At 47.2% G+C, this 24046-nt stretch carries 30 protein-coding genes; 18 read left to right on the forward strand and 12 right to left on the reverse strand.

Translation table 11 applies throughout. From position 1 onward, the window contains the following. Nucleotides 1–10: 10 nt before the first annotated feature. Entirely contained in the window at nt 11–508 is a 498-nt protein-coding gene (locus U719_RS07665) for a DinB family protein (protein WP_023468181.1), read from the reverse strand. A 90-nt stretch (nt 509–598) separates the two neighbouring features. On the opposite strand from U719_RS07665, the gene U719_RS07670 reads away from it, so the two are divergent. The 5 genes from U719_RS07670 (at nt 599) to U719_RS07690 (ending at nt 4063) form a co-directional block, all read left to right on the forward strand. Beyond that, a complete protein-coding gene (locus tag U719_RS07670; RefSeq protein ID WP_023468182.1) occupies nt 599–1354 on the forward strand; it encodes a helix-turn-helix domain-containing protein in 756 nt (251 codons plus the stop codon). Continuing rightward, entirely contained in the window at nt 1354–1989 is a 636-nt protein-coding gene (locus tag U719_RS07675) for a M15 family metallopeptidase (protein ID WP_023468183.1), read from the forward strand. Before U719_RS07670 ends, U719_RS07675 begins: the two co-directional genes overlap by 1 nt. Then, nucleotides 1986–2231: a phage holin gene (locus U719_RS07680; protein WP_023468184.1), complete on the forward strand. Its 246-nt coding sequence runs from the start codon at nt 1986–1988 to the stop codon at nt 2229–2231. The genes U719_RS07675 and U719_RS07680 overlap by 4 nt, the downstream gene beginning before the upstream one ends. 134 nt (nt 2232–2365) lie before the next feature. Then, complete coding sequence (locus U719_RS07685; protein WP_023468185.1) at nt 2366–3502, forward strand: diguanylate cyclase; 1137 nt, start codon at nt 2366–2368, stop codon at nt 3500–3502. 66 nt (nt 3503–3568) lie between these two features. Further along, on the forward strand, nt 3569–4063 hold the full coding sequence (locus U719_RS07690) for an Imm64 family immunity protein (protein ID WP_158408695.1): 495 nt from the start codon (nt 3569–3571) through the stop codon (nt 4061–4063). A 53-nt stretch (nt 4064–4116) separates the two neighbouring features. Here the strand turns inward: U719_RS07690 and U719_RS07695 are convergent, their stop codons facing one another. Continuing rightward, nucleotides 4117–4410, reverse strand: coding sequence for a hypothetical protein (locus U719_RS07695; protein ID WP_023468187.1), 294 nt, complete (start codon nt 4408–4410; stop codon nt 4117–4119). A gap of 197 nt (nt 4411–4607) precedes the next feature. After that, on the reverse strand, nt 4608–5285 hold the full coding sequence (locus U719_RS07700) for a hypothetical protein (protein ID WP_023468188.1): 678 nt from the start codon (nt 5283–5285) through the stop codon (nt 4608–4610). 124 nt (nt 5286–5409) lie between these two features. On the opposite strand from U719_RS07700, the gene U719_RS07705 reads away from it, so the two are divergent. Then, a complete protein-coding gene (locus U719_RS07705) occupies nt 5410–6483 on the forward strand; it encodes a low specificity L-threonine aldolase (RefSeq protein WP_023468189.1) in 1074 nt (357 codons plus the stop codon). Here the strand turns inward: U719_RS07705 and U719_RS07710 are convergent. Beyond that, complete coding sequence (locus U719_RS07710) at nt 6453–6860, reverse strand: MerR family transcriptional regulator (protein WP_023468190.1); 408 nt, start codon at nt 6858–6860, stop codon at nt 6453–6455. The two genes, U719_RS07705 and U719_RS07710, sit on opposite strands and share 31 nt — an antisense overlap. Nucleotides 6861–6942: 82 nt before the next feature. Here U719_RS07710 and U719_RS07715 point away from each other — a divergent pair, with 82 nt between their 5' ends. From U719_RS07715 to U719_RS07730, 3 genes are all read left to right on the forward strand, one after another. Then, a complete protein-coding gene (locus U719_RS07715) occupies nt 6943–7692 on the forward strand; it encodes an SDR family oxidoreductase (protein ID WP_023468191.1) in 750 nt (249 codons plus the stop codon). A 540-nt stretch (nt 7693–8232) separates the two neighbouring features. Next, nucleotides 8233–8574 carry a DUF3139 domain-containing protein gene (locus U719_RS07725; RefSeq protein ID WP_074668477.1) on the forward strand — a complete coding sequence of 114 codons (342 nt, stop codon included), beginning with the start codon at nt 8233–8235 and terminating at the stop codon, nt 8572–8574. A gap of 247 nt (nt 8575–8821) precedes the next feature. Continuing rightward, nucleotides 8822–9070, forward strand: a complete 249-nt coding sequence (locus tag U719_RS07730; RefSeq protein ID WP_023468196.1) for a hypothetical protein — start codon at nt 8822–8824, stop codon at nt 9068–9070. A 68-nt stretch (nt 9071–9138) separates the two neighbouring features. Here the strand turns inward: U719_RS07730 and U719_RS07735 are convergent, their stop codons facing one another. After that, the gene (locus U719_RS07735; protein ID WP_023468197.1) at nt 9139–9465 is read right to left on the reverse strand and encodes a DUF3139 domain-containing protein; all 327 of its coding nucleotides are present in this window, start codon (nt 9463–9465) and stop codon (nt 9139–9141) included. A gap of 363 nt (nt 9466–9828) precedes the next feature. Between U719_RS07735 and U719_RS07745 the strand changes: the two genes are divergently transcribed. After that, the gene (locus U719_RS07745) at nt 9829–10023 is read left to right on the forward strand and encodes a hypothetical protein (RefSeq protein WP_023468199.1); all 195 of its coding nucleotides are present in this window, start codon (nt 9829–9831) and stop codon (nt 10021–10023) included. 25 nt (nt 10024–10048) lie between these two features. On the opposite strand, the gene U719_RS16475 is transcribed toward U719_RS07745, so the two are convergent. Both U719_RS16475 and U719_RS07755 read right to left on the reverse strand, forming a co-directional pair. Beyond that, nucleotides 10049–10624 (reverse strand): hypothetical protein, encoded by a 576-nt coding sequence (locus U719_RS16475; RefSeq protein ID WP_023468200.1) that lies wholly within the window; start codon nt 10622–10624, stop codon nt 10049–10051. Between the two features lie 136 nt (nt 10625–10760). Then, complete coding sequence (locus tag U719_RS07755) at nt 10761–11177, reverse strand: hypothetical protein (protein ID WP_023468201.1); 417 nt, start codon at nt 11175–11177, stop codon at nt 10761–10763. Nucleotides 11178–11438: 261 nt separating this feature from the next. On the opposite strand from U719_RS07755, the gene U719_RS17110 reads away from it, so the two are divergent. Further along, complete coding sequence (locus tag U719_RS17110) at nt 11439–12344, forward strand: methyl-accepting chemotaxis protein (protein WP_023468202.1); 906 nt, start codon at nt 11439–11441, stop codon at nt 12342–12344. A 172-nt stretch (nt 12345–12516) separates the two neighbouring features. Continuing rightward, nucleotides 12517–13452 (forward strand): cation diffusion facilitator family transporter, encoded by a 936-nt coding sequence (locus tag U719_RS07765; protein ID WP_023468203.1) that lies wholly within the window; start codon nt 12517–12519, stop codon nt 13450–13452. A gap of 48 nt (nt 13453–13500) precedes the next feature. Here the strand turns inward: U719_RS07765 and U719_RS07770 are convergent, their stop codons facing one another. Next, a complete protein-coding gene (locus U719_RS07770) occupies nt 13501–13818 on the reverse strand; it encodes a hypothetical protein (protein WP_023468204.1) in 318 nt (105 codons plus the stop codon). A 175-nt stretch (nt 13819–13993) separates the two neighbouring features. Here U719_RS07770 and U719_RS07775 point away from each other — a divergent pair, with 175 nt between their 5' ends. Together U719_RS07775 and U719_RS07780 are read left to right on the forward strand one after the other, a co-directional pair. Beyond that, a complete protein-coding gene (locus U719_RS07775; RefSeq protein WP_023468205.1) occupies nt 13994–15193 on the forward strand; it encodes an MFS transporter in 1200 nt (399 codons plus the stop codon). 379 nt (nt 15194–15572) lie between these two features. After that, nucleotides 15573–16313 (forward strand): sugar nucleotide-binding protein, encoded by a 741-nt coding sequence (locus U719_RS07780; RefSeq protein WP_023468207.1) that lies wholly within the window; start codon nt 15573–15575, stop codon nt 16311–16313. A gap of 49 nt (nt 16314–16362) precedes the next feature. On the opposite strand, the gene U719_RS07785 is transcribed toward U719_RS07780, so the two are convergent. Together U719_RS07785 and U719_RS07790 are read right to left on the reverse strand one after the other, a co-directional pair. Continuing rightward, on the reverse strand, nt 16363–17502 hold the full coding sequence (locus tag U719_RS07785; RefSeq protein ID WP_023468208.1) for a globin domain-containing protein: 1140 nt from the start codon (nt 17500–17502) through the stop codon (nt 16363–16365). Between the two features lie 139 nt (nt 17503–17641). Beyond that, nucleotides 17642–19255, reverse strand: a complete 1614-nt coding sequence (locus U719_RS07790; protein ID WP_214745690.1) for an ABC transporter substrate-binding protein — start codon at nt 19253–19255, stop codon at nt 17642–17644. A 120-nt stretch (nt 19256–19375) separates the two neighbouring features. Here U719_RS07790 and U719_RS07795 point away from each other — a divergent pair, with 120 nt between their 5' ends. The 3 genes from U719_RS07795 (at nt 19376) to U719_RS07805 (ending at nt 21589) form a co-directional block, all read left to right on the forward strand. Further along, a complete protein-coding gene (locus tag U719_RS07795; RefSeq protein ID WP_023468210.1) occupies nt 19376–20611 on the forward strand; it encodes an MFS transporter in 1236 nt (411 codons plus the stop codon). Nucleotides 20612–20626: 15 nt separating this feature from the next. Next, nucleotides 20627–21199, forward strand: a complete 573-nt coding sequence (locus tag U719_RS07800; protein WP_023468211.1) for a GNAT family N-acetyltransferase — start codon at nt 20627–20629, stop codon at nt 21197–21199. Between the two features lie 159 nt (nt 21200–21358). Continuing rightward, complete coding sequence (locus tag U719_RS07805) at nt 21359–21589, forward strand: helix-turn-helix transcriptional regulator (RefSeq protein WP_041255440.1); 231 nt, start codon at nt 21359–21361, stop codon at nt 21587–21589. Nucleotides 21590–21998: 409 nt separating this feature from the next. Here U719_RS07805 and U719_RS07810 read toward each other — a convergent pair whose 3' ends face one another. Continuing rightward, the gene (locus U719_RS07810) at nt 21999–22745 is read right to left on the reverse strand and encodes a hypothetical protein (protein WP_023468213.1); all 747 of its coding nucleotides are present in this window, start codon (nt 22743–22745) and stop codon (nt 21999–22001) included. A gap of 1 nt (nt 22746) precedes the next feature. After that, complete coding sequence (locus tag U719_RS07815) at nt 22747–23070, reverse strand: PadR family transcriptional regulator (protein WP_023468214.1); 324 nt, start codon at nt 23068–23070, stop codon at nt 22747–22749. Between the two features lie 159 nt (nt 23071–23229). Between U719_RS07815 and U719_RS07820 the strand changes: the two genes are divergently transcribed. After that, nucleotides 23230–24000, forward strand: a complete 771-nt coding sequence (locus U719_RS07820) for a CPBP family intramembrane glutamic endopeptidase (protein ID WP_023468215.1) — start codon at nt 23230–23232, stop codon at nt 23998–24000. The last annotated feature ends 46 nt before the right edge of the window (nt 24001–24046 follow it).

The following is a 24046-nucleotide window of genomic DNA, read 5'->3' on the forward strand; positions in this document are numbered from 1 at the left end:
GCGCTTTTTCTTATGAGTGATTCGCTAACGCAGCATCAAGCCGTCGTTTTTGATGGCGATGGTGGGCGAGATGATACGTGACGAGAGCATACCACTCGGCGGCATTCAACCATCCCATCCCACCGTGGTGCGTCTTTTGGTCAGGGGCTGTCGACTGGGCGACCATGGCAAGTGATGCGTGACGATCGGTCAACTCAAGCCAACGCGTCCGCAATCGGTCGACGTGAGCCGTCTCGTCCGGTGGTGCGTTCATCGCATCCGGTAATCGAATCGGTGTCGCCGGAAACGCACCGACAGCAAACAGCCTTTCGCCAAACGGTGACTTTCCGGACGTAGTCACGGGTGCGAACTGGCACGACTCGACCTCATCTAAATACTCATGACTGACGACGATCAGATGGTCGTACATCTGGCTGATCGACCATGTGTCATGATCCAGATGATAGATCAAAGCATTCGGCTGATAGTGATCAAGCTCCTGTAGATAATAGGTGAATAGTTCGTCCATCCTGTCACTCCTCTCAAAAAACATCTCCCTATTCTTTTCGAACAATCATCGACTTCTTCCTGTCATATGTCCTAGAAAGGAGGAATCACCATGCAAGCCCCATATCTTCCGGTTCCCCATACGCTCTTACGGAGCGGGACGGCATTTGCGTCCGTCCATGAAAAGATGATTTACCTGATTCTTGAGAGCTTCAGCGGTCAGGATGGTCAAGCGTTCCCGTCCTATCAGACGATCGCCGACGCTGTTCCGTGCAGTAAATCGACGGTCAAGTCGTGTATCCAGTCCTTGATTGCAAGCGGTCGGATCGAGAAAGTCGAACGCTTCACGAAACACGGGGGACAGACCTCGAATGCTTACCGTGTCCTGCCCCGTGTCGAGACACCTTCCCCGGCGAGTCACGAGACGACTGCCCCCGAGGTTTCTGCTGACTCCGAAGAAGAAGTCTTGAAGAAAACGACTTTAAAAAAGGAACTGGTGCAGCAGTACGAGACGAATCTCGGCAAGGCGACACCACGAATCGAGCAAGAATTGCTACAGCTGGCAACAGACCATCCGATCGATCGCATCCTGTATGCAATCGAAGAAGCGGCGCGAGCGAACAGTCGTCATTTTGGCTACATCGAGCAAGTCGTCAAGCGTCTTGCGACTGGATTACCGGCTGAACGGCGGAAACGAATAACCAAACGTTCAAGAAGAGACACTTCATTATTTCAATTACCGAATTGGATGGAACGAGAAAAAGCAGCGCAACGAGCATATGAAGCACACCATAAAGAGAAACAGACCATACCTGACGACGTCGAAATTGCTGAACTATTACAAGGACTGGCAAGGGAGGGAGCCTGATGCAACTGGAAGAATTACTCCGACGTGCCAATCAAAAACTATCCGTTCCTGGCATGCATCCGTCTGTCGTCCGGATCGCGCGTGACGCGATTCGAGAGCTGTATCCGCATGGGATCAAACTCGGTATAGCACAAAGCTTTCGAAGCATCGCGGAACAGAATGCGTTGTATGCAAAAGGACGGACGACACCAGGACCCATCGTGACGCAAGCCCGCGGAGGACAATCAAACCATAATTTCGGTGTCGCAATCGACGTCTTTCTATATCAGGATGGAGCATTGTTCCTTTCTCCGCCAGACGCGCGACTCCGGCGGATCGTTGCAGCGATGAAACGACGCGGAATGGACTGGGGAGGGGATTGGTCTCGTTTTCCCGACTACCCACACTTTGAACTGTACGATCATGTCAGTCTAGCGCGTCATCACGTTCCAAAACAAGGACGCTATCTCCGGGAAAAAATCCAAGCACCGGAACTCGTCCGAGCCCTTGAAAAACGCTTGGGACTTGTGGTGACGGGAGTCTTTGATGCCCGATTGACGCACGCCGTTCGAACGTTCCAACAGACGTGTCGTCTAGTCGCTGACGGGATCGTTGGTCCGCAAACATGGCGTCGTCTCTTTCCGGTGTCCCCATGATTCGTCTTCAGGCGTGGATCCGCCTCTTGATTCCTCTCTATGTTTTTCTTGAGTTACTCTTACCGACGCTCGGTTTTACAGCATTGCCAGTATCGTCAAGTGACGTCGAACGGTTCGTGACGGGTCTGATCGGACTGGTCGGTCTACTCGTCGCTTGGTGGAAGAACAATGATGTGACAGAACGAGCACTGAGACGAAGGCAGTCACAGGAACAGCTGGAAAACACATCCCTGACCGATTAAGAAGGCTGGAAGCGTTTGGAATGTGCTAGCAACGGGCATTATTTCATACAAACGACTAACAGTTTGATTTCAAGACACCGATAGAAGGGATAGACTTTAGTCAATTAGAAAGAGAAAGAAAGGTCGGTCTTTTTGTGAAATGGTCAACGTTGCAGCGCTATTTGTTTTTGGCACTCTGTGCGCTATTGTTTACAAGCGTCTGGAGTTATCAAGCTTTCCTGAAAATCGAACGAGAAAATGCACGCATCTTAAACGAGGCGATTCCGATCTCGACGGAAGCAGCGGAGTTGTTTCCGGCGTTACTAAATCTTGAACTGGTCGTTCGCAGTTACATCCTCTCACCGAACGAGGCGGATCTAGCGCAGTATGATCGGACGATTGATCGGCTAGATCAAACGGTCGAACGACTCAATCAACTCGATGAGAATCATCCGATCATGCGAAAGCTCGTCCGAACGGAAGCGATTCCCCGGATCGAGACAGCCATCCGATTTTATGATGCCCAACTGGCACTCGTTCGAAACGGGGATCAAGCAGCCGCTGAGGCAAAGCGTTATCAAGGGATGCAGTTCATCGAGACGTTTCGCCCGATTGATGCCCGTCTACGGACGGACGTCAACCGAATCATCGCCGAAGCAACGAATCGTTCCGAGCAAGCATCGAGTGCTGCGAAATGGGTCATCGTCGTTGTCGCAAGCATTGCCGTTCTTGTCTTGATTGCCTTCATCCAGACGTTTCGGATGGAACGCAGTAAACGAGCCTTGATTCATCGTTCGCTTCACGACGCCTTGACCGGTATCCCGAATCGGCGGGCGTTCGATGAACGATTAGAACATCTTCTCGAAGAAGCCAAACAACAGCAGACACCACTCTCCCTGATTTTGATCGATGTCGATGCCTTTAAATCGTATAATGATACGTATGGTCATTTAAAAGGGGATGAATGTTTAAAGGAAGTCGCCCGCGTCTTGAAGCGTCAAGCACGGCATGGGCAAGTCGCACGGTACGGTGGGGAGGAGTTCACGGTCCTGTTGTCGCGTGGAGCAGAAGAAACCCGGCACATTGCAGAACGAATTCGTCAGGACATTCTCGATTTGAATATCGTACATGAACGGTATGAACCACTTTGCCGGGTCAGTGTCAGTCTTGGCTTGACGTCGCTCGTACCTGGAGCAGAGACGACGGAAAAAGAGGTGATCGACCAAGCCGATCAAGCGTTGTATCGGGCGAAAGAGAACGGTCGAAACCAAATCGGTGACATGGCAGGGTAATGCATAATCAGATGGGAATGAAGAATGGTGATACAGGTAGGATTTGTTTTTGAAAAAACGGAAAACATGGAAAACGCTGCTCGAACGGTCTTGGATGCATTTCATTCAGACATACGAGTTCTCGGATACAGTTACGCGACGGATATTGATGGATCACATTGGGGCGAGGAAAAAGGTCTTCCGAAAGACTGGCGTCCATTGCTGAGTCATCATTACGGGAATGCCTCGCTCGTTTTCTTTGCGTATCATGGTTTAACGACAATACCTGTTCGAATGACGATTGAAAAAGAACCAGACTGTTTCGGTTTTCAATTCGGTTTTCAAGAAGAGAATTTAACTGCGTGGTCACTCGATCAGCAGGAGACGATTTTCATGGAAGATATGCAGAGGATTGCCAATCGATCGAATGCTTTATATGCCTTTTGTGATTTTGATGCAGAAATCGAGCATTTGATAACAGAACGGGAACGCATCAATCAAGAATATGCGATTGTCTATTGGTCCAAGGAGCAGACTTTTTTAAAGAACGCATGGAAAATCGATGGTTTTACAGACCGATGAACACAAAAATACCCCGCGTGAGAGTTTGCTTCTCATACGGGGTATTTTAAAGTTCATTGTAAGATGACGCAATACGATCGATCGGAAATGAGAGGAGCCGATATGATGTAGACCGTTTTGACGGGAACACCCCCGACACGTGCATCGAGTTGTGTGAGCTGAGACCGAATCTTGCGGCTTAAACCATAGCGAATTTCAGTACTAAGTTCATCGACATCTTCTTGTACGTGTAAGAGAAGTTGGAACGGTTCAAGCGAAAAGATTGAAAAATCACAGGAAATCCGCGGATCTACAAATTTCTCATTCAATTCGTTCTTAATGTAATAGGCTTCTTGGGCACTGATCATCTTCTCTCACCTCACTCTCCTAATTGAAAAATTTTTCTCTACTATAGTCTATATTACCCAGTTTTCTGGCAACTAATCGTCTGATTTTGAAAAAAAGTCAATTCAGTCTGTAAAGTCCTCTAAAATCTTTTTTCAAGAGCAATCACATCTGTAAACACAAAAAAACCGCCAAGCTTCAATGCGCAAGGCGACTAGATTCAAGAAATTGATGACTGGACTTGGCAGTTCCGAAGATATCGCTCCATCGCTTGAACGAAGAAGGTCAATTGATGTGTCGAGATGACCGGCATTTTCCCATATCGCACTTCAAAGTAGAGCGGATCAACAGGAGATGGAAACGCAATCCGGTCGAACCATTCTGTTACTGTCTCGTGGGTCCGGCGTCGCAAGGAAAGCGGCAATTGTGCATTAAAGTGAGCGAGTTGTTTTCGAATCGAGTCAGCAGGCAGGTCTTTTGTCTCATAAATGAAGATTGGAAATCGTGGCGGAAGCACATACCCTGATGGATCGATACGCGGTCGACGCAACCACTGGAGATATTGCCAGAAAAACCAGCTACAAAACAGGAGAACGAGACATAGTACGAGAAGATAAGGAGGTGTCGTCACCGAAGAATCGAACCCTGTCCGGAACCATGGAGCTGGTGGATCGACTTCGCTCATCGTGACCGTGCTTTCACCATAAGACGTTCCTTCTTCGATCGTATCGAAGATCGATTCCTTTGGACCGCAACGGTCGACGCAATATGTATTCGTTGCTGAATCAATTCGTCCAAGAAGTGACGTATAGAGCGACGGGACGAATTGTTGCACGGTAAGTAGTAGTAGACAGACAAGTGGAATAAGAAGTAATAGGCGAGTGCGAAGCGTTTTCACGATAGGGACACCTCCTTTGACGAGTACGTTTAACAGACTTTCGCTACACAGTATAGCAAAAGTGGAGAGGGAATATTTTGATTTTTTCAAAAAATAGTCATTGATTTAGAAGGGAATGAAAGAGATGGATTTACGAACGAGTTACCAAGAAACGACGAAACGTTTAGATGGACATGGTAGTCGGACGGTCGGCGTGTTACAAGAAGCGTTGCAGGGCGTTGCTGCCGATCAAATGAGCGATATCTATGGTAACGGCGAATTAATCAAGACGTTTGAGCGCAAGATGGTAGACTTACTCGGACACGACGATGCGGTCTTTTTCCCGAGTGGCACGATGGCGCAACAGATTGCGCTACGTATCTGGTCGGATGAACAGAACAATCGTAAGGTCGCTTATCACCCGCTCTGTCACCTTGAGATTCATGAACAGGACGGCTTAAAGAAATTGCACGGGATAGAACCAATACTAGTCGGAGAAGCCGATCGGATGATGACGATAGACGACGTCAAAGCTTTGCCGGACGTCAGCTGTCTGTTACTCGAACTACCACAACGCGAACTCGGCGGATTGCTTCCGTCGCGTGAAGAACTCGAAGTGATTTGTGCGTATGCCCGCAAACAGAATATCCGTCTTCACTTGGACGGTGCCCGTTTACTTGAGGTCTTACCGTATTATGAGGCAGAAGCTAAGGACATCGCGCAACTGTTTGACAGTGTCTATATCTCTTTTTATAAGGGACTCGGCGGTGTCGCAGGAGCAATCTTAGCTGGACCAGAACCGTTTTGCCAAGAGGCACGGATCTGGAAACGTCGCTACGGCGGTGACTTGATCAGTCTATATCCGTATATTCTGTCTGCCGATTTTTATTATGAACAACGAAAAGACCGCATGGCAGAGTACCATGCAGCCGCAAAGGAGCTTGCGAGCAGATTGAATGCGATTTCGGGCATCTCGACTCGTCCCCAAGAGCCAGTCTCGAACATGTTTCATCTCTACTTCAAGGTAGAAAAAGCAGTCGTCGAGGAAAAATTGGTTGAAATCCAGTCGCACGGAAAAGTAGGTATCGCTGGTTATCTAGTTGAGAAAGAGAGCGGCTGCGCGACGGAAGTCAACATCGGCGATAGTTTTCTTACGTTGACGCCTGACGAACGTGAAACAGTCTATCGTCAATTGACGGAGGCGTTCTCCGAGGATTGAACAACATCAGGAGCGGGAATTGTAGGATGGAGGCGACGATAGGTGTCGACTTTTTCTGCAATCATTCGCTCCGTTTCTTGTAATGCTGCCAGTTGTGCTAAGACGTTCGCATGGTGGGCTTCAAGCAACGCGAGCCGTTCTTGTGTCGTATCCTGCTCGCCGTGAGCAAGGAACAGCGTCACGTAAGAACGGATTTGCTCGATTGGCATATGCGTTTCGCGCAAGCGGAGGACGAACCGAAGCCACGTCACATCTGGGTCGTCGTATCGACGTTGACCGTTCTGGCGCTTCGGAAACAGTAGCCCTTCTTTTTCGTAATAGCGGATCGTATGGGCACTCGTATCGGTCAATCGACTGATTTCAGAAATCGTATACATACATCTCACCTTTCTGCTTGACTTAGAGTTCACTCTAAGGATTAGACTCTCACTATACCAAATCAAAAAGGGGATATGCTACATGAAGTACACGGTCATTACAGGAGCAAGTTCAGGAATTGGATATGAGACAGCAAAACTACTCGCAGGAAAAGGAAAATCACTCGTCCTCGTCGCACGGCGGACGTCTGAGCTCGAAAAACTTCGGGATGAAGTCAAACAAATCTCACCAGATAGTGATGTCATCCTCAAGTCGGTCGATCTCGCAGATAACCAAAATGTCCATGATTTATATGAGGGACTAAAGGAACTCGACATCGAGACGTGGATCAACAATGCTGGATTCGGCGATTTTGATCTCGTCCAGGACATTGAGCTCGGGAAAATCGAGAAAATGCTCCGCTTGAACATCGAGGCGCTGACGATTCTATCGAGTCTGTTCGTCCGCGATCATCATGACATCGAAGGAACGACACTCGTCAATATCTCGTCAGCAGGTGGCTACCGGATCGTTCCGAACGCGGTCACGTATTGCGCGACGAAGTTCTATGTCAGTGCCTATACGGAAGGGCTAGCGCAAGAACTGCAAAAAGGCGGGGCAAAACTCCGGGCGAAAGTACTGGCACCAGCTGCGACTGAGACAGAGTTTGCGGATCGTTCGCGCGGCGAAGCAGGGTTCGACTACAGCAAGAACGTCAAAAAGTACCATACGGCGGCTGAGATGGCAGGCTTCTTGCATCAGTTGATCGAAAGTGACGCGATCGTCGGCATCGTCGACGGTGAGACGTATGAGTTCGAATTGCGTGGTCCGTTGTTCAACTACGCAGGATAAAATAGAACAAGGTCCCTTTTTCGAATGAGAAAGGGACCTTGTTTATGTAAGCATAATTGATACGAATTTCAGCAATGAATCAAAAAGGGACATCCATCATTTATTTTTTAAAGAGTTTTTTCCTAATTTCCATACGACATAGACGACTGCGCCAATGATCAGAAGATTCATCAAGGCGCCGAAAATCATGAATTGCCCCACGAGTTAACCACCTTTACGTACTTTTTTTAGAGCGATAAGCATCCTATTTACGTTTTCGCTTTGAAAATCTCAAGCTGATAAAAAATAACGCCATCAGCACGATAGCGATGTTCACGGCTAACGTTAATCGCTCATTTTCAATCATTCGACCATTCAAGAGATTCAAGATGATAACAAGTAACATAAATGACAATAAAAAGTATTTTATGGATTTTTTTATCATAAATAACTTCCTTTTTTTGTGATCTTATATTAGTTTATACATATCTAGTTTTTAAAACAAGGGGAATGGAATCTGGAAATACGATATTTTTCTTATTTCTACTCGGGAGTGATGGTATGAAACGAATTTATGTATGGATTACGATAGTGATGATTCTAGGAGTGGGCATCATCGGTGCTTCTGCCTATAAATCGTTTTACTATGATGAAAAACAAGAAGTCACTCAGGCAATCGATCATTATCTGAAGCAACAGGATTATATGACATATGTGAAGAACAAGGAAATTCGATACGATACGAGCACGGGTGAATTCATTGCGCAGGTCGTGTTCCAAGATGAACCGGAAAATGAATATGAGATTTATCGATCGGGATCTCATCGCTTTAAAGTCACGGGATTCAAAGACGGCGAACAAATTACGAACAAACAAGAAGGACGGTATATTTCAGAGTATTGACAGCAAGGAGTCAAGAATGGAAGTGAGATGACAAAATGAAAAACATGATCTTTTTAGGAAGCGTCGTTGCGCTACTCATGGTACTCTTTTCACTTCATTACGGATTTCACGTAACCAGTGATACAACGCTTAAAATATCTTTATTGGCTTCTCTGATCGTTGTATTGATCGCGCGGAACAAATGGAAGATTTCGTTTTAATGGGAGATTGAATCGGATGACAAAAGATTGTTTGGAGGAAAAGATAAGTGAACGTCAGTGAATTTTTTGACTGGAAAATCAACTTAGATGATGAACTGTATGCTGTCATTGATGAGAAGGCGAGAAAAATGGTAGTGATGGGGGACTTCATCGAACTGACTGCGGTCTTGTGGTTGGATCGAAATGATGTCCTTCAGTTAAAGCCGACATGGGATTGTGTCATATCCATCGATGATGCTACAAAACAAATTACGATTCGCTCGGCAGAATCACTGAACATGAAAGAAGAATGTTAAGAGGTACATAAATCGAGTTCATTCGTGCGATTGCTGAATGGGCTCGATTGTTATTTAAAATACGATATCTATTTTAATTCATGTTGAACGGAGCCAATCACTTCAACATGATGCTGGTCGTATACAGTCGTCAGTACATGATCTTCAACGATTTCATAGTTGTATGTATAGTCTGGTTCATTCGTGTATTTGATTTCCGACACGTATCTTCCGGTCTTCGACTCAAAGATCGTTTCTTTTTTTGAAATATCTTGGTCGTATCCTGATTCAACTAACATTCGTTCAATCTTGATTTCAGTCATCGTTTTAGAAACGAAGAGGTAAGTCGGATAGGCAGTTATCAAGATGACGAGAACGATAAGTGTATAGATGAGTGGACGTACTTCTTTTTTCATACAATCATATCCGTTTCGATGAAATGAATAGAGAAGCTAGGTTTTCTATATTGAAGATGAGGAGAGATATGTGATGGGAAAAAACAAAGACGAGATACCGTACTATATGAGGAACGTTCCGTTCTTCTTCCTAACGGCACTCCTCGCACCCGTCGCGGTACTACTTGTACTGCTCAATTGGGATAAGCTCTCTACACAAATGAGAAATAACCATTTAACGTTTTCAATCCTAATGACTATGTTATATATCTCAAAAATACTGCCTGACGGCTTATTTAAAATCATATTCGCGGTTTTTACGTGGATGTTGATTCTTTTTGTGACATACATCTACTTCGGTGGCGGAAGAAAAGGAGGGAAACCATGAGTAAGTATCATTTATCAAGCATTCGGTTAGTACTTATCGTCGTCATTACGTCGTCGATCTTATATTTCGGCTTCGACTGGGAACTCGGGTATGGCATTATCTGGTTGATTGGTTTAGTAGGATTTACGATTTATCGCAACTTTGAGGCTGCTCGGAACGAAAAAATCGAAGCGCAAACGAAGAACGATTGATTTCATATGAAGTCCATCGTTCTTTTTAAATATGACCCCACCGAACTAAATCTTCAAGGTAATCACGATACGATTCCTCGACTTCTACTTCCGTCAATTCTCGCGCACGAATGACGAGGTCTCTTACGTCAGAATCGGCAAAATATGCACCGCCGACGAGAGCATATAAGTAAGAGCCGATTACTTCGGATTGATTCCGGACTAAAAAACCGGTGATGTGTGTACCATCGAGACTCTCTAAGACGATATCAATCCGGCGTCCTTCCATCTCATCGAGAATCAATTGATTATAATCTGCTTCTTTCTGAGTAGCATATCGGTATCGTCGGTTTCTCCTTTTGTTATCTTGAATCTCCCACTCGAAATCCTCTAATTCCTTAGGCGTGAAAAGCGAATCCAAGATAGCAGCGTCATCAATCTTCAAGCAGCAAAAGATGGCATCGTATTCGAGTTGATCATCATTCACTAAATCCGAGATGTCGTCTTTCGGGATTTCGATTGCATTATAACGCCGGCATACGCGCTCGATGACCGTTTCTTTTTTTAACGTCAACTGTTGCTTTCGGTGTTGGAACTTGTGAGATGCTTTTTCATAATCCATGCTGGTCACCTCCGATGATAGTCTGTTCTTCTCCAATATATTTGTGTTCGACTGTATTTTAACACAAATAGACCGTTGGATTAGTCCGACGGTCTACGCTCGTTATTTGTCGTCCTGTAGAACACATTTCATCGCCTCAGATCATTTTATATCCCATTCGCCTCGCCTCGATGAAAGCAGAAGCAAGAAAGGCGAATACTCCCCAAAGAATCCATGCTGCCCCACGTCCGACGAGTAAGGGATCCGTTCCATATAGCGATGTGCCCCACGTTAGAACGATTCCGTCTAAGAACGTAGCCACTAACAGTCCGAGACTGACACCTGGCACCATCTGTTCAGCATTCAAGCATGCAACTTTTTTTATGATGATGACGGAAATCCACGAAACCGGTAAACCAATCAGGAAGGCAATCACGTTTCCAACATTTTCGAACATGCCGATTCCAGATCCGAATCTGACTGACAGGGCACCGACGAACCAAAATGCTGCACCAAGTACGACCAAGACGATAGATTGTCCTTTCGAGAATAGAGGGGGCTTATCATGTGTCATTTGTATTTCCTCCTTAAATATGTAGTATTTACTACATAAATAAATGTAGCATCTGCTACGCTTTTTGACAATGCCATGGTGTATCGATTGTAACTGTCACAATATTTTTATCGAAGTGATTTCGTTTTCGTGAAAAACAACTTGAATAATCGCCGATTCAGCTATAAAAAAGGTCAATCGATGACGATAGATAGGTACAGATTGTTCTTTTGAAAAACTGTCTTAGTACATGAACGATACATAGAAGGAGTTAATGACACCATGAATGAAACCTTACCGAGACCGCTACGCTCACCAGCGATTTTGTCGAGCCTTGAAGCAAACGTCGCGATGATCTGTTTTGATCGCCAACGACGCGTCGTCGACGTCAATGACTTGTTTGCGAAAACGATGAAATATAAACGAGACGAGATGATTGGCTTACAGCACCATACGTTTTGCACACCAGAATTCGCGAACAGCCGTGAGTATCAGGACTTTTGGACACGTCTGTTTTCGGGCTTCAGTACAGCGGATAAAATCAAACGAGTCGATGCCCGGGGCGACATCTTGTGGCTTGAAGCAACCTACATGCCGATTTTTGAAGGAGAAGAGGTCGTCGGTGTCGTCAAGATTGCGAGTAACATTACGGACCGGATCGACCGCGTGCAAGGATATGCGAAAAGCTTCCAGACGCTTGCTGAAGGACTGAATTTGCAATCGGTTCAAGGATCGAAAGAGGGCAACCAGCTTCAAGAGACGATGACTACGATCGCGAGTGAAACGGCAGAAAACCAACAGACGTTCGAAACACTGTATGACCAAGCCATCGAGATCACGAAGATTGCTGATACGATCAAGGAGATTGCGGCCCGGACGAATTTATTGTCTTTGAATGCGGCAATCGAAGCGGCACGGGCTGGGGAACACGGTAAAGGCTTTACCGTCGTTGCCAGTGAAGTCAAAAACTTATCGGATTTAGTCGGCAGTGCAGTCGTCGAAGTACGCACGAATACGGAAACGATGAACCGTCAAATCATGGCGATGATGAAAAAGATTGAAGCGTCCCATCTCGAAGTTGCGTCGAGCCTTGTGACGGTAAAAGAAACGATGCAACGCTTTACTGCGATCGAAGAGGTCGCACGACAACTCGAGCAGCAAACAGAGGATTTTCGGTCGTTTATTTGAAATGGATATGGAAAAAGCGATGGTAATGAGCCATCGTTTTTTTGTTTAGTCAGATGAGTCGTTTTAGAAGAGTAAAGGCGTGGGATATAACAGATGAGCCCGTTGACCACAGAACGGAGGCACGTTATAATTCAAATATACGTTTGAATGTAAGGTAAAAGGAGGCAACGTCATGGCACATGATCATCACCACCACCATCATCATACCGACAATAAAAAGGTACTGCTCTTATCGTTCCTGATCATCACCGCGTTCCTGATCGTCGAAGTCATCGGCGGGATTTGGACGAATAGTCTCGCGTTGTTATCGGACGCAGGGCACATGTTAAGTGATTCGATTTCACTCGCGATCGCCCTGTTAGCCTTCCAGTTCTCGAGTCAAGCACCGGATGCGAGTAAGACATTCGGTTCAAAACGCTTTGAAATCTTAGCCGCTATCATAAATGGTGTGACGCTGATCGTCATCGCCCTTTATATTTTCATTGAAGCCATCCAGCGCTTCATCGATCCACCCGCTGTCGCAACGACCGGGATGCTGATCATCAGTGTCCTCGGGTTGCTCGTCAACATTCTCGTTGCCTGGATCATGACGCGCGGCGGTGGACATGAACACAACCTCAACATGCGCGGTGCGTATCTACATGTGTTAAGTGACATGCTCGGATCGGTCGGTGCGATTGCAGCTGCTCTTCTGATCATGTTCTTCGGTTGGGGATGGGCGGATCCACTGGCAAGTGTCATCGTTGCGATCCTCGTCTTACGGAGCGGCTATTACGTGACGAAGGCATCCGTTCACGTCTTGATGGAAGGAACGCCGAGCGACGTCGATATCGATGAGGTCGTTTCGACGATTCAGACGAACGAAGCCGTCCTCGGATTACATGATCTACACATCTGGTCGATCACGAGTGGGTATAACGCATTATCGTGTCACGTCGTCGTCAAGGAGGACATGACCGTCCGGGAATCGGAGTCGATTCGCGAACAGATTGATCACGATTTAAAACACGTCGGGATTAACCATGCAACGATCCAGGTCGAAACGGATCAGCATGCTCACGGGAATACGTTGTATTGTGACGGTAAACACGAATCGCATACGCATTAAAAAAAACGAGCACGCGTCCAAGTCGGACGTGTGCTCGTTTGCTTATGCTCAAATGATCGGCACCGTTGGTAGAAACAGCGTCGCGAACAGACTGATACTCAAAAACATCGAGTATCCGAAAAAGGTCGTTTTGGCATTTCCAGCAGCTCGGTTACCTAAGTACATGAAAAAGACGATGGATAAGAACGTCAAACCCGTCAATACGGACGAGTGGTGTTGATCCGGCGAAGGAGCAAGCGACTGGACAAGATGCGCGAGACCAAGCGGCAGGACGATCAAAAGAAAGTAGTAGCCTAGACGTGCCTCGGATGGGACGTCGACCTGTTCCTGTTCGGTTTCATAGTCATAACGCGTTTGCGTTTTCATGGATCTTCACCTCCCTATGCGTTTTAGTATAGCGAATGAACATGTCGGCTCTGTTACAGACGGGTAAGAATGCCTTAACAGACGATGACGATGTGATGACGAAAAAAGAATGGGCAGCAATTGAGAAAAATTGTAAGATGGACAAGAAGTCGTTTTAGGAAAGGAATAAAGCATCATGTCACGTGCGTTTCGTTTTATGTATGTCTCGGATTTGTTATCGACCGTCGGGACGAGTTTCGTCTATATCGCGATCTACTGGTTGAGTGCGGAACAGATCAGTGCTTCTGGCGTTGCCTTGCTTGCGACCGGTGTCTTTTTAATTCGTTTTCTTGTCTCAACGTTCGTCGGACCATGGATCGACCGATTCGTCAGTGCATCGTTGTACCAAACGTCGCTACTCATTCGCTTGCTTGCACATGGGATCACGTTAGCGGGAATCGGTCTGACGGACGTCGTCCTACCGTGGTTACTCGGCTTACTCGTCGTGCAGACGATTCTGCAAATCATTGGTGGCAATGCTGTCTTCACGTGGGTCGTTGATCTAGTCGAAGATGACCAATTGCCGCAAGCGAATGCTTATCTTGCAACGATTGAGCGGATTGGTACGTTGAGCGGATTCTTGCTCGGTGGGATGATAGTCGCTCATTTCTCGATCGCGAGTATCTTATGGCTTGACCTTGGATTGCATCTCGTCGCCTGGTTACTCGTTCGACATATGACAGGGCAAGTCGCAGAAGGGGCGCGTCAAGGATCGTACCGCGAAGCGTTGCTCGAAGGGATTCATCACGTTGTCCATGACGGTCGCCTGAAATGGATCCTCGGTTGTGCGATCCTCGCCAACTGGATGATCACACCAATGAATACTTTACTTGCGCCATATGCCAAGAATGTCTTATCGGGAAATGCCCAGACGTTTTCTGCACTCGAACTATCGACGGTGATCGGGGGAATCGCGATGTCGCTCCTTTACGGAAAATGGGTCGCCTCCGTACGACAGGATAAGCTGTTTCGTTTTGCCGTCGTCTTGCAAGGTCTCGCGATTGCGATCGTCGCTTATGTCTCATTCGTCCCAGTGGCTGTTGGCGGTTTCGTCTTGCTCGGGATGGCGCTGACGTTATTCGGGATTCCGTTTGCGACCTTGTTGCAGCGCTCGACGCCTGCGCATTTGCTCGGCCGGGTCCGGACGGCGATGGTCGCAGCATCAACGGCGTGTTCCGCGCTCTGTTACGGATTGTCGTCGTACTTGACATCGTTCTTTAGCATCTCATTCGTTTTCCTGTTCTTTGCCTTAAGTGGTCTTGTGATGACCAGTGTCTGGTTACTTCTTCATCGTACCGTTTCCTTTACTGAGGTACGACAGGACAAGGTCGGATGAAATATCCGCCTTGAGGTGGAGGTAAGCGGTTTCGCGCTTATGTACACTAGAGATAGAAATGAACGATGAGGAGTGGAGTCGATGGAGAGTTTATGGATCACAGCGTTATTGTTTTTGATTCCGATTAGTGGGATGACGGTCTTTTTGAATGTACTGTGGCGCCGAATGGAAACGGAAGGCGTTTCGGAGTAAGGATGAACTAACTAAACAGTGCGTCTGCTTACCAATTTTAGATTGGACAGCGGACGTTTTTTTCATTTGAGGCATAAATGGTCGTAGAAGAATGACCTCAGATTCGTTAAATCAACACTTCCCGTGTAAACTGATGTAGTAAGTAGTTTTATGATGTTTCGATTGAACATAAGGGGGATGAATCACCATGAAAGCGATCACTACAGGTATGAATGGAACAGTAGCACCCGTCGTTGCGGACGTCTTAGCAAAGCACGACATCAAGACAGTCGCCTGGGACCGGACGAAAGTCTCGACGACTGACGAATCTCAGATGCGAACGTTTTTTGAATCGGAACGACCAGATTATTTCTTACATATCGGGATGGGATCCGTCAGTTGGACGGAAGCGCTCGTTCGCTTGTGCCAGGAATACAAGATTCCGTTTTTCTTCACGAGTACGGTGTCTGTTTTCTCGGACGACGTGCCGGCACCGATTGACAAGGACGCTGTTCCGGATGCGACCGATGAATATGGTGCTTATAAGATTGCTTGCGAACAAGCGATTCAAGCGCTCGATCCACAAGCGAAGATCGTCCGGATCGGCTGGCAGATCGGAACGGAAGCTGGTTCGAACAATATGGTCGATTTCTTCACGAACGAGATGAACCAGCACGGCGTCATTCGGGCGAGTCAAAACTGGTATCCGTCGAGTTCAGTGCTTGAAGATACGGCAGAAGCGCTCGTTACGATTTTACTTGAACAGGAAGCGGGGCTCTATCAGTTGAACGGTAACGAGCGTTATTCGATGTACGACTTAGCGCGTGCCTTGAATACGCTTCATGCGAAAAACTGGACGATTGAACCGGTCGATGAACCACGCCGTGATAACCGAATGGCGACGGACGTCGTCTTGGTCCGTCCATTGTCAGAACGATTGCCCCTCTAATCAAACATCCCGCTCTCCTTGACGTGTGTCAAAGAGAGCGGGATGTTTTTTATTGTGCAACTGGAGTTTCTGCTGCAAAAGCAAGCGTTGGTCCAAAGATTTCGTAATGCAGTTTGTCGGGTGACGCCGTGAAGTGTTCGATCACATATTGAATCATTGCTTCCGGACCACAGACGTATGTCGAATCCGTGATACCTGCGATAACGTCTTTCGGCAGGCGACCCGCTTGATCCATTGCCTGGTGTTCTGCGTAACGAATGACGCGTGCGCCACGTTGCTCAAGCAAGGCAAGTTGCTCGTTAAATGGACGATTGCGTTCGTCTTGGACAGCGTGATGTAACGTGACCTGTCGACCAGCAGCTAACGCTTCGTCAGCCATCGCAAGCATCGCTGTGATCCCGATCCCACCGGCAATCAGCACGACTGGTTCGTCTGACGCATCGAGTGTAAAAGCACCCGCCGGCGCACTAATGAACACCGTGTCACCGACTTGCGCTGCATGTAAATAGTCCGAGACGATGCCTTCTCGTTTGACACCAATCGTATATGTCTCCGTGTTCGATGCCGTCGTCAGACTGTATTGACGATTGTGCCATAAGCCATCTTTGTCTTGAATCCGCACCGTGATGTATTGTCCGGCTCGATAAGCGGGGAGTGGACCGTCCGTGCGGAAGGTCAAGGCGCGAATCCCATCCGCTTGCTCCTCGACATCCGAAATCTCGACTGTCTGATATCCGGAAAATCCTTTTGCTTGTTCATCCTGTGCGTAAAGTTCGGCTTCAAGCGTGATGAACAGATTGGCAATCTCCCCATATGCTTCTCCCCACGCGCGCAAGATGTCTGGCGTTGCGGCTTCTCCTAAGACATCTTGCATCGCCCCGAGTAATTCGTGCCCGACGATGGGATACATCTCCGGTTTGATTTGTAGACTGCGGTGTTTATGGAGCACAGGTAATAAGACCGGCTTTAACGTCTCGAGTTGATCGATGTGAGCAGCAGCGGCATACACGGCGGTCGCGAGTGCTTGCGATTGACGGTCGCTTCGTTGATTCGATTGATTGAAGACGTGTTTCAGTTCCGGATGAGCCTGAAACAAGCGCTGATAAAAGACTTTCGTGATCGCGGCACCGTGCGACGCGAGGACTGGAACAGTCGATTGAACGATTTGAATGGTAGAGGTTGATAACATAAGACCACTTCCTTTTCTCTAAGTAATGAAGACAGTCTTAGTATTTCGCAGCCTCACCTTTAATACAACATTTAAAATACTAGATTAAAGGATACCGTGCGTTTTGTCACAAGCAGGTCAAGATTTCGTCAACGATTCGTCACGATTGGTTGGAGATCCAGAGCTTCGAGAAATCAAAGTAACCGAACGAGTCAATCGTGATGTTTTGCAATTCGATCGGATACGGAATCAGTCGTGTATCGTGATAGAACGGGATGAAGTACGATTCGTCGATCAAGTAACGCTCGATCGTTTGATGGATCGGAAGCCAGTCTTCGAACGGTGTCGCGTCATATTGTTCGATCGATTTCAACATCTCTGGTATCTGCTGAAACAGTCGGATCGGTGGTGAGAACGTGTTCGTCATGAACTGATAAAAGGCGTACTGGATATTTCGCTCGAACACTTCGGCATGGATGGCGAGATCGATCGTATCGTAGGCATGAAAATCCGTGATGCTCTCTTCAAATCCGACCTCGACGAACTCATACGGAATCCCGTCTTGATCAAATCGCTGACAGAGCCAGCGTGTTACCTTGTCCGTAAAGTCAGTCAGCTTGATTCGGATCGGTTGCGTGAAAAAGACGGCAGGACCATCCGGGACAGTATACGGTTGACTATAGGACTCAAGAAAACCACAGTCGTTCGGTTGTGCCCGTTCATGGAAGTCATGAATGCCACCACGGACTTCCGCGACGAGCCGGTGGATATAATGACGCGCGGCTTTTGATTCAAACGGACCACCGGCGCGTGGATGGAGCAAGACAAGACCAAACCCGGATTGCGTTGCGATCGTATCAATCGGACTAGAATCAGAAGCCGATGTCCGGTAGACCGGGTCATATTGCTCCGGCATCTGGATGAACTCAATCCGGTCGAGCAGGGCACGGATGCCAAAGTAATTCGGGAACGCTGTCAGAACGGTCTTCTTGTCGTCATGTTGCGTCAGTTGGAACGGTCCCGTCCCAATGCCGTCCTTGATGATACTCGTATGTATCGAGGCAAGTTGCGGCAAAATTGAACTCCGACGCTGATCGAGTGTGAGGTCGACCCGGTACGGACCGTTCGAGACGATGTGTTTTACGTGCCGGTAGGAATAAGCGTAAGCCGGATAGGCAATCAAAGCACGCAGGCTCTTCGTCACTTCCTTACTCGTCAGGAGCGAGCCGTCATGAAAGCGGACGTCCTTCCGTAAGAAGAGACTGAGCGTCGTCCCGTTCCAAATATAATGATGGGCGAGTTCACCCTGGATGTTGCCGTCAACATCGATCGTAAACAGCCGGTTGAAGACGTTCTGGACGAGGTGGGCACTATGGATATCGGCTGCTTCTAACGGGTGTGTCGTCAGGAAGTTCCGTTTTCGCGGAATCAATAACGCATCAGCCGTCGTCTGTGTATAGCCGAATTTTCGTTCCAGTTGCCGCATGAAGCGTCCTGCTTGCGCCGGCGACCAGTCCCACGTCAATTCCTCCGTCACCGACTCGATCGAGTCGCGATCGATCCGTTCGAGCATCCGTTTCGCATACTCTCGTTCGACGTGGCGTAACCAGACGAGTTCACTTAAGTTGCCCCGTCCGCGACCACTCGTGTAACCAATCCAACCGTCTTCCTGCCATTTATTGAGATATCGTTTCGTTTGTTTAGGACTGAGATGGATGGCGTCGGCAAGCGTCGCAATCGAGTAGTGTCCATTTCGGCAAGTCTTCCATAACATAAAAAGATAAGCATCCATCGTCCTTCTCCTCCTTAAAAGGGGACATCTTTTTTGAATGACGTCCATTTTTCCTGTGTCTTGTCTTGTTTATGATACAGGTAGAGAATGGAAGGTGACAATATGAAATGGAAAGAAATACCGAAACCAATTAAAGTACGTCTTATCACATCGTTTTTCAACCGGGCTGTCTCGTTCTCCATCATGCCGTTCATGGCCCTCTTGTTCGTCCAGGCATTCAACGAAGTCATCGCCGGTGCATTTTTGATCGCGATGGTCTTCGTCAGCTTCATCACGAATCTACTCGGCGGATATCTTGCCGACCGCTTTTCCCGCAAACGTCTGCTCGTCACGACTTCTGCGCTCACAGCGCTGACGTTCATCACGATGACGATCTCATTGACACTCGACTGGATGCTGTTGTTCATGGTCATTTACGCTGTCTTCTCGGTGACAAGTAATCTTGGTCGGCCGGCAATGGGGGCGATTATCATCGATGCAACGACGAAGGAAAACCGCCAAGCGGTTTATGCGCTCGACTACTGGCTGATCAATCTCTCGATCGCCATCGGTACGGCGCTCGGGGGCTGGCTCTACGTCAGTAACCAACTGCTGTTGTTCGGGATATTAAGCTTCACGTCGTCCGTTTTACCGATTGCCTATTATCTGTTTCTTGACGACACACCACGGACGTGGCAGCGTCAAAAACTACGTGGTGTCCTCACGGATATCTTCACGAGCTATCAACTCGCTTGGCGGGATCGTCCGTTCGTCAAGGTCGTTTTCGGTTCGATGTGTATCTTAGCGGCTGAGTTTTCGATGGGCAGTTACGTCGCCGTCCGACTCGCCGATTCGTTCGAACCGCTATCATTTGCCGGGTGGTCGATCAACGGGGTCCGGATGATGAGTATCATCAACATCGAAAATACGTTGCTCGTCGTCACGTTGACGTTCATCGTCCAGCGATTAGCGAAGCGTTTGTCTCCGCGCCGGACGCTCGCTGCGGGTCTCATGCTGTACACGATCGGCTACGTCGTCGTGACGAGTGCCAACAGCATGACGGCACTGATGGTCTTCATCTTCATCGCAACGATCGGCGAGTTGCTCTACTCTCCGGTCTTGAACACACAAAAAGCGAACATGATGCCAGCCGATCAACGTGGGGCGTACTCAGCGTTCGCGGGAACGTCGTTTGCTGGAGCGGATTTACTTTCTCGGTCGACGATTCTCGTCGGGACCTTCTTGATTCCGTCGATGATGAGTGTATACCTCGGATTGATCCTCCTAACGGGCTTTGGATTAGTTTATACGAGTCTGTTCGTGAAGGAATCTGTCGAGCGAGAGCGAAACGTATCTTAATAAGGGGGAATATAGATGAACTTACCAGATACTATTGAAACGCCACGGCACCTGTTACGCCGTTGGCAAGACGACGATGCAGAAGCATTGTATGCTTACGCGAAGGATCCAAATGTTGGACCAAAAGCAGGCTGGGCGCCGCACGCGTCACTTGACGAAAGCCAAGAAGTGATCGGCATTTTCCAAGCGTCACCTGGCGAATATGCAGTGACCGATAAGGAAACTGGTGAAGTGATCGGTAGCTTCGGTTTTCACTTCAATCGTCGTCCGGACGATTCAATCACCCATGACCGTCAAGTTGAGATCGGCTATGTCCTCGCGCCTGATTACTGGGGAGAAGGGCGGATGCCGGAAATCGTCGAAGCAATACTTGATTTCATCTTCCGGGAACTGCCGATCGATGTCGTCTGGTGCGGGCACTTTGATTTTAATGACCAATCACGCCGTGTCGTTGAGAAACTCGGTTTTACCCCTGTTCTTGACCGACCATTCGTCTTAGAACGAATCGACGGTCGGACCGTGACGAGTCATGTCTACAACTGGACGCGTGAGCGGTATGAAGCAAAGCGTGAAATAACGAACACGTAATTGAAACCGACACAAGTAATCAGCGAACTTCTCTTAATCTGAGAATTTCGCTTTTTATTTGATTTGATGTGTAAAAAAAACTTTACTTTAAGTCAAAAAAACTTTACTGTTTATTTATGGTAATAAATATAGTGTGATGAAAGGAGAGATGGTTTGGGCATCAAGAGTGATGGATTCATTAAGAATCGATTAGCGGTTTTAAGAGCTGAAAAAGGATGGTCGCAAAAAGAATTGGCAGAGAAGGTCGGAGTCAGTAGACAAACCATTATTTCTTTAGAAGGAAGTCGCTACAGCCCTTCGTTGATTCTGGCGTTTGAAATTGCATATTTATTTGATAAGGATATTAACGAATTATTTCAATATGAACGAGAAGGTGAGGGAAAAGGGTGATTATAAACATAATAGTAATACCGATTTTTCTATTGAGCTTATTCGTATCGCTACCGTTTATTTTCGGTGAGGAAGGAAAAGATGAGCGGGGAAGACGAATTGTTTCAAGCGCATATACGTATACTTTTCCGATTTTTCCGATTGGTTGGTTACTGTTAGAAACCTATCATCGTAATTACGCTGACCTGACGTTTGTCGATTATCGAAATATATTAGGATTACTTATTCCTCTAACGTTCATTGTTTTAGGTGGTGTGATTTTTACATTAAAAAGACGAGTGTAAATCATTGATCCACTCAAATAACTCAAGATGTGAAAGGTGTGAAAAGTCATAAGACAAAGCAGCGACGTTTTCAAGGTGAGAGAACGTCGCTGCTTTGTCTAATTTTCTACTTAATGATTAAGTGATTAATCTGCCTGACTGTTCTTAGATGAACAGATAAAAGTAACTGCAATCGTAATCGAGGTCAAAACATAACTCACGAGGACGGCGGTAATCTCTGACAAATTAAATACAAACAAAAGCAGCAGTTGAGGCACGAAAAAGACGAACACTGCAATCGGTAAAATCCATGTCTTCGTCTTCCATGCCGTGACGAGAATCCAGGCAATTAGAAGGGCACCAATTAACCAACCAACGCTCGGAGATAACGTGATTTTGGGCGAATCAATGAGTCCGTTGACGATCAACAGTCCGACGATCAGAAGAAGATGAACACTCCCATGAATCCCGTAACGCAGGAGGCGTGGTCGAGCAGTATCGCGTAAGGCGTCTTTGCGGAACAACAATGCAAGTGTCGTCAAATAAACAGCGCTTATCAGTAAGAAGCCACCGACGAGCAGGATACTGTAAGTCATCGTGCCATTCAAGAGATTTTGTAAGTATAGAAAGCTGGAAGCACCAAGATACACTTGCATGATCGTCCAAAAGGCTTGTTTTGAATCAAATGCCATCTCGTGTGAGATCGACTGGATGTAGGCAGCAGGACTGTCACCCGTGATGGAACGAACCGATTTGCCATCCGCTTCCGCTTCAATCAGATGGTCTTCGAGTTCAAGGACGATCTCGTTCGTCGCTTGTTCATTTTTTCCCGAAGCAAGCAGGTAGACCTTCAAGTCTTCCAAAAATCGGGTTGATTCCGTTGATAGGGTCATCTCAATCATCCTCCTTTAAAATACTTTCAACACTTGTCGAAAGGTGTTGCCATCTTTCCTTGAATGCGGTGAGTTCTTCTGCACCGCTCGTCGTGATCGAATAATACTTCCGTTTCGGACCGGACGGAGAGACGCGTGAAGTCGCTTCGATCCAGCCCAGTTTTTGCATCCGGATCAACAATGGATAGATCGTTCCTTCGCTGATGTCAGAGAAACCGTATGCTTTCAGTTTCGTCGCTAGTTCATAACCATAAATCTCTTCTTCCGCGATCAGTGCAAGTAAACAACCGTCGAGAATCCCCTTTAACATTTGCGTCGATGACATCCACATCATCCTTTCGCTACTTGGTATTACAAGGTAATGATATACCAAGCTATTTTGTATTACAAGGTAGCTGGAGGAAAAAGATTCATTTCCCTGAAAAAAAGGTAAACAAATCATAAAGTAGATACGTCGCTTGTTTAGAAAAGGGAGGTATTGATCGTGGATAAGCGGAATACTGTCGTCTCGGCGACCGTCGTCTTCATCATCATGGGTATCGTCATGGCTGTCTCTGCGTTTGGTTTCGGCATTCGTTATGGTGAACCGGAGTTGTTACGTATCGCGATCTTCGGTGAAGTCGTTACAGCGATTTTTCTCGTCTGGTACATTCGTCGACATGCCACGTTTGCTGCCATCGGGTTTTCGAAACTGCAGTCGCGGGGTCTGATCTGGTACATTCCGTTACTGCTGATCGTTATCGTTCAAGTCGGATTGATCGTCAATGCGATGCTCACGACCTCGATTTCATCATCGGCACTCCAACTTGTCGGAATCGTCTTCCTGACGACCTTATTCGTTGGTTTCAATGAGGAAGTCTTGTTTCGAGGCATCATCTTACGTTACCTTCGACCGAACGAACATCCGTATCGTGCCGTCCTCATCAGTGCGCTCCTATTCTCATCTTTCCACTTGCTTAATTTGATCGCCTTGATTCCCCCAGCAGCGATGTTGTTCCAACTTGCGAATACATTCGTCTTTGGTGTGTTCTTAGCGATCATCGCACTCAAGCTGAATACTCTTTGGCCATTGATCATTTTTCATGCGTTATGGGATTTCGCGAGCATCGCAGCGGATGTCGTGAACGTCAATTTAGGCATCACTCCTCTTTTGACACAAGCTTATCTACTCGTCGCGATTGTCATTCAATTGATCTTGTTGAAACGGCACGATCTCAGTCACCTGAATGGACCGATGAATCCACGTAACGTTTGAATAGTTGACTCCTCGTTGTTTGACGGGGAGTTTTTTTGAATAAAGC

Source organism: Exiguobacterium sp. MH3 (assembly GCF_000496635.1).
Classification (GTDB): Bacteria; Bacillota; Bacilli; order Exiguobacteriales; family Exiguobacteriaceae; genus Exiguobacterium_A; species Exiguobacterium_A indicum.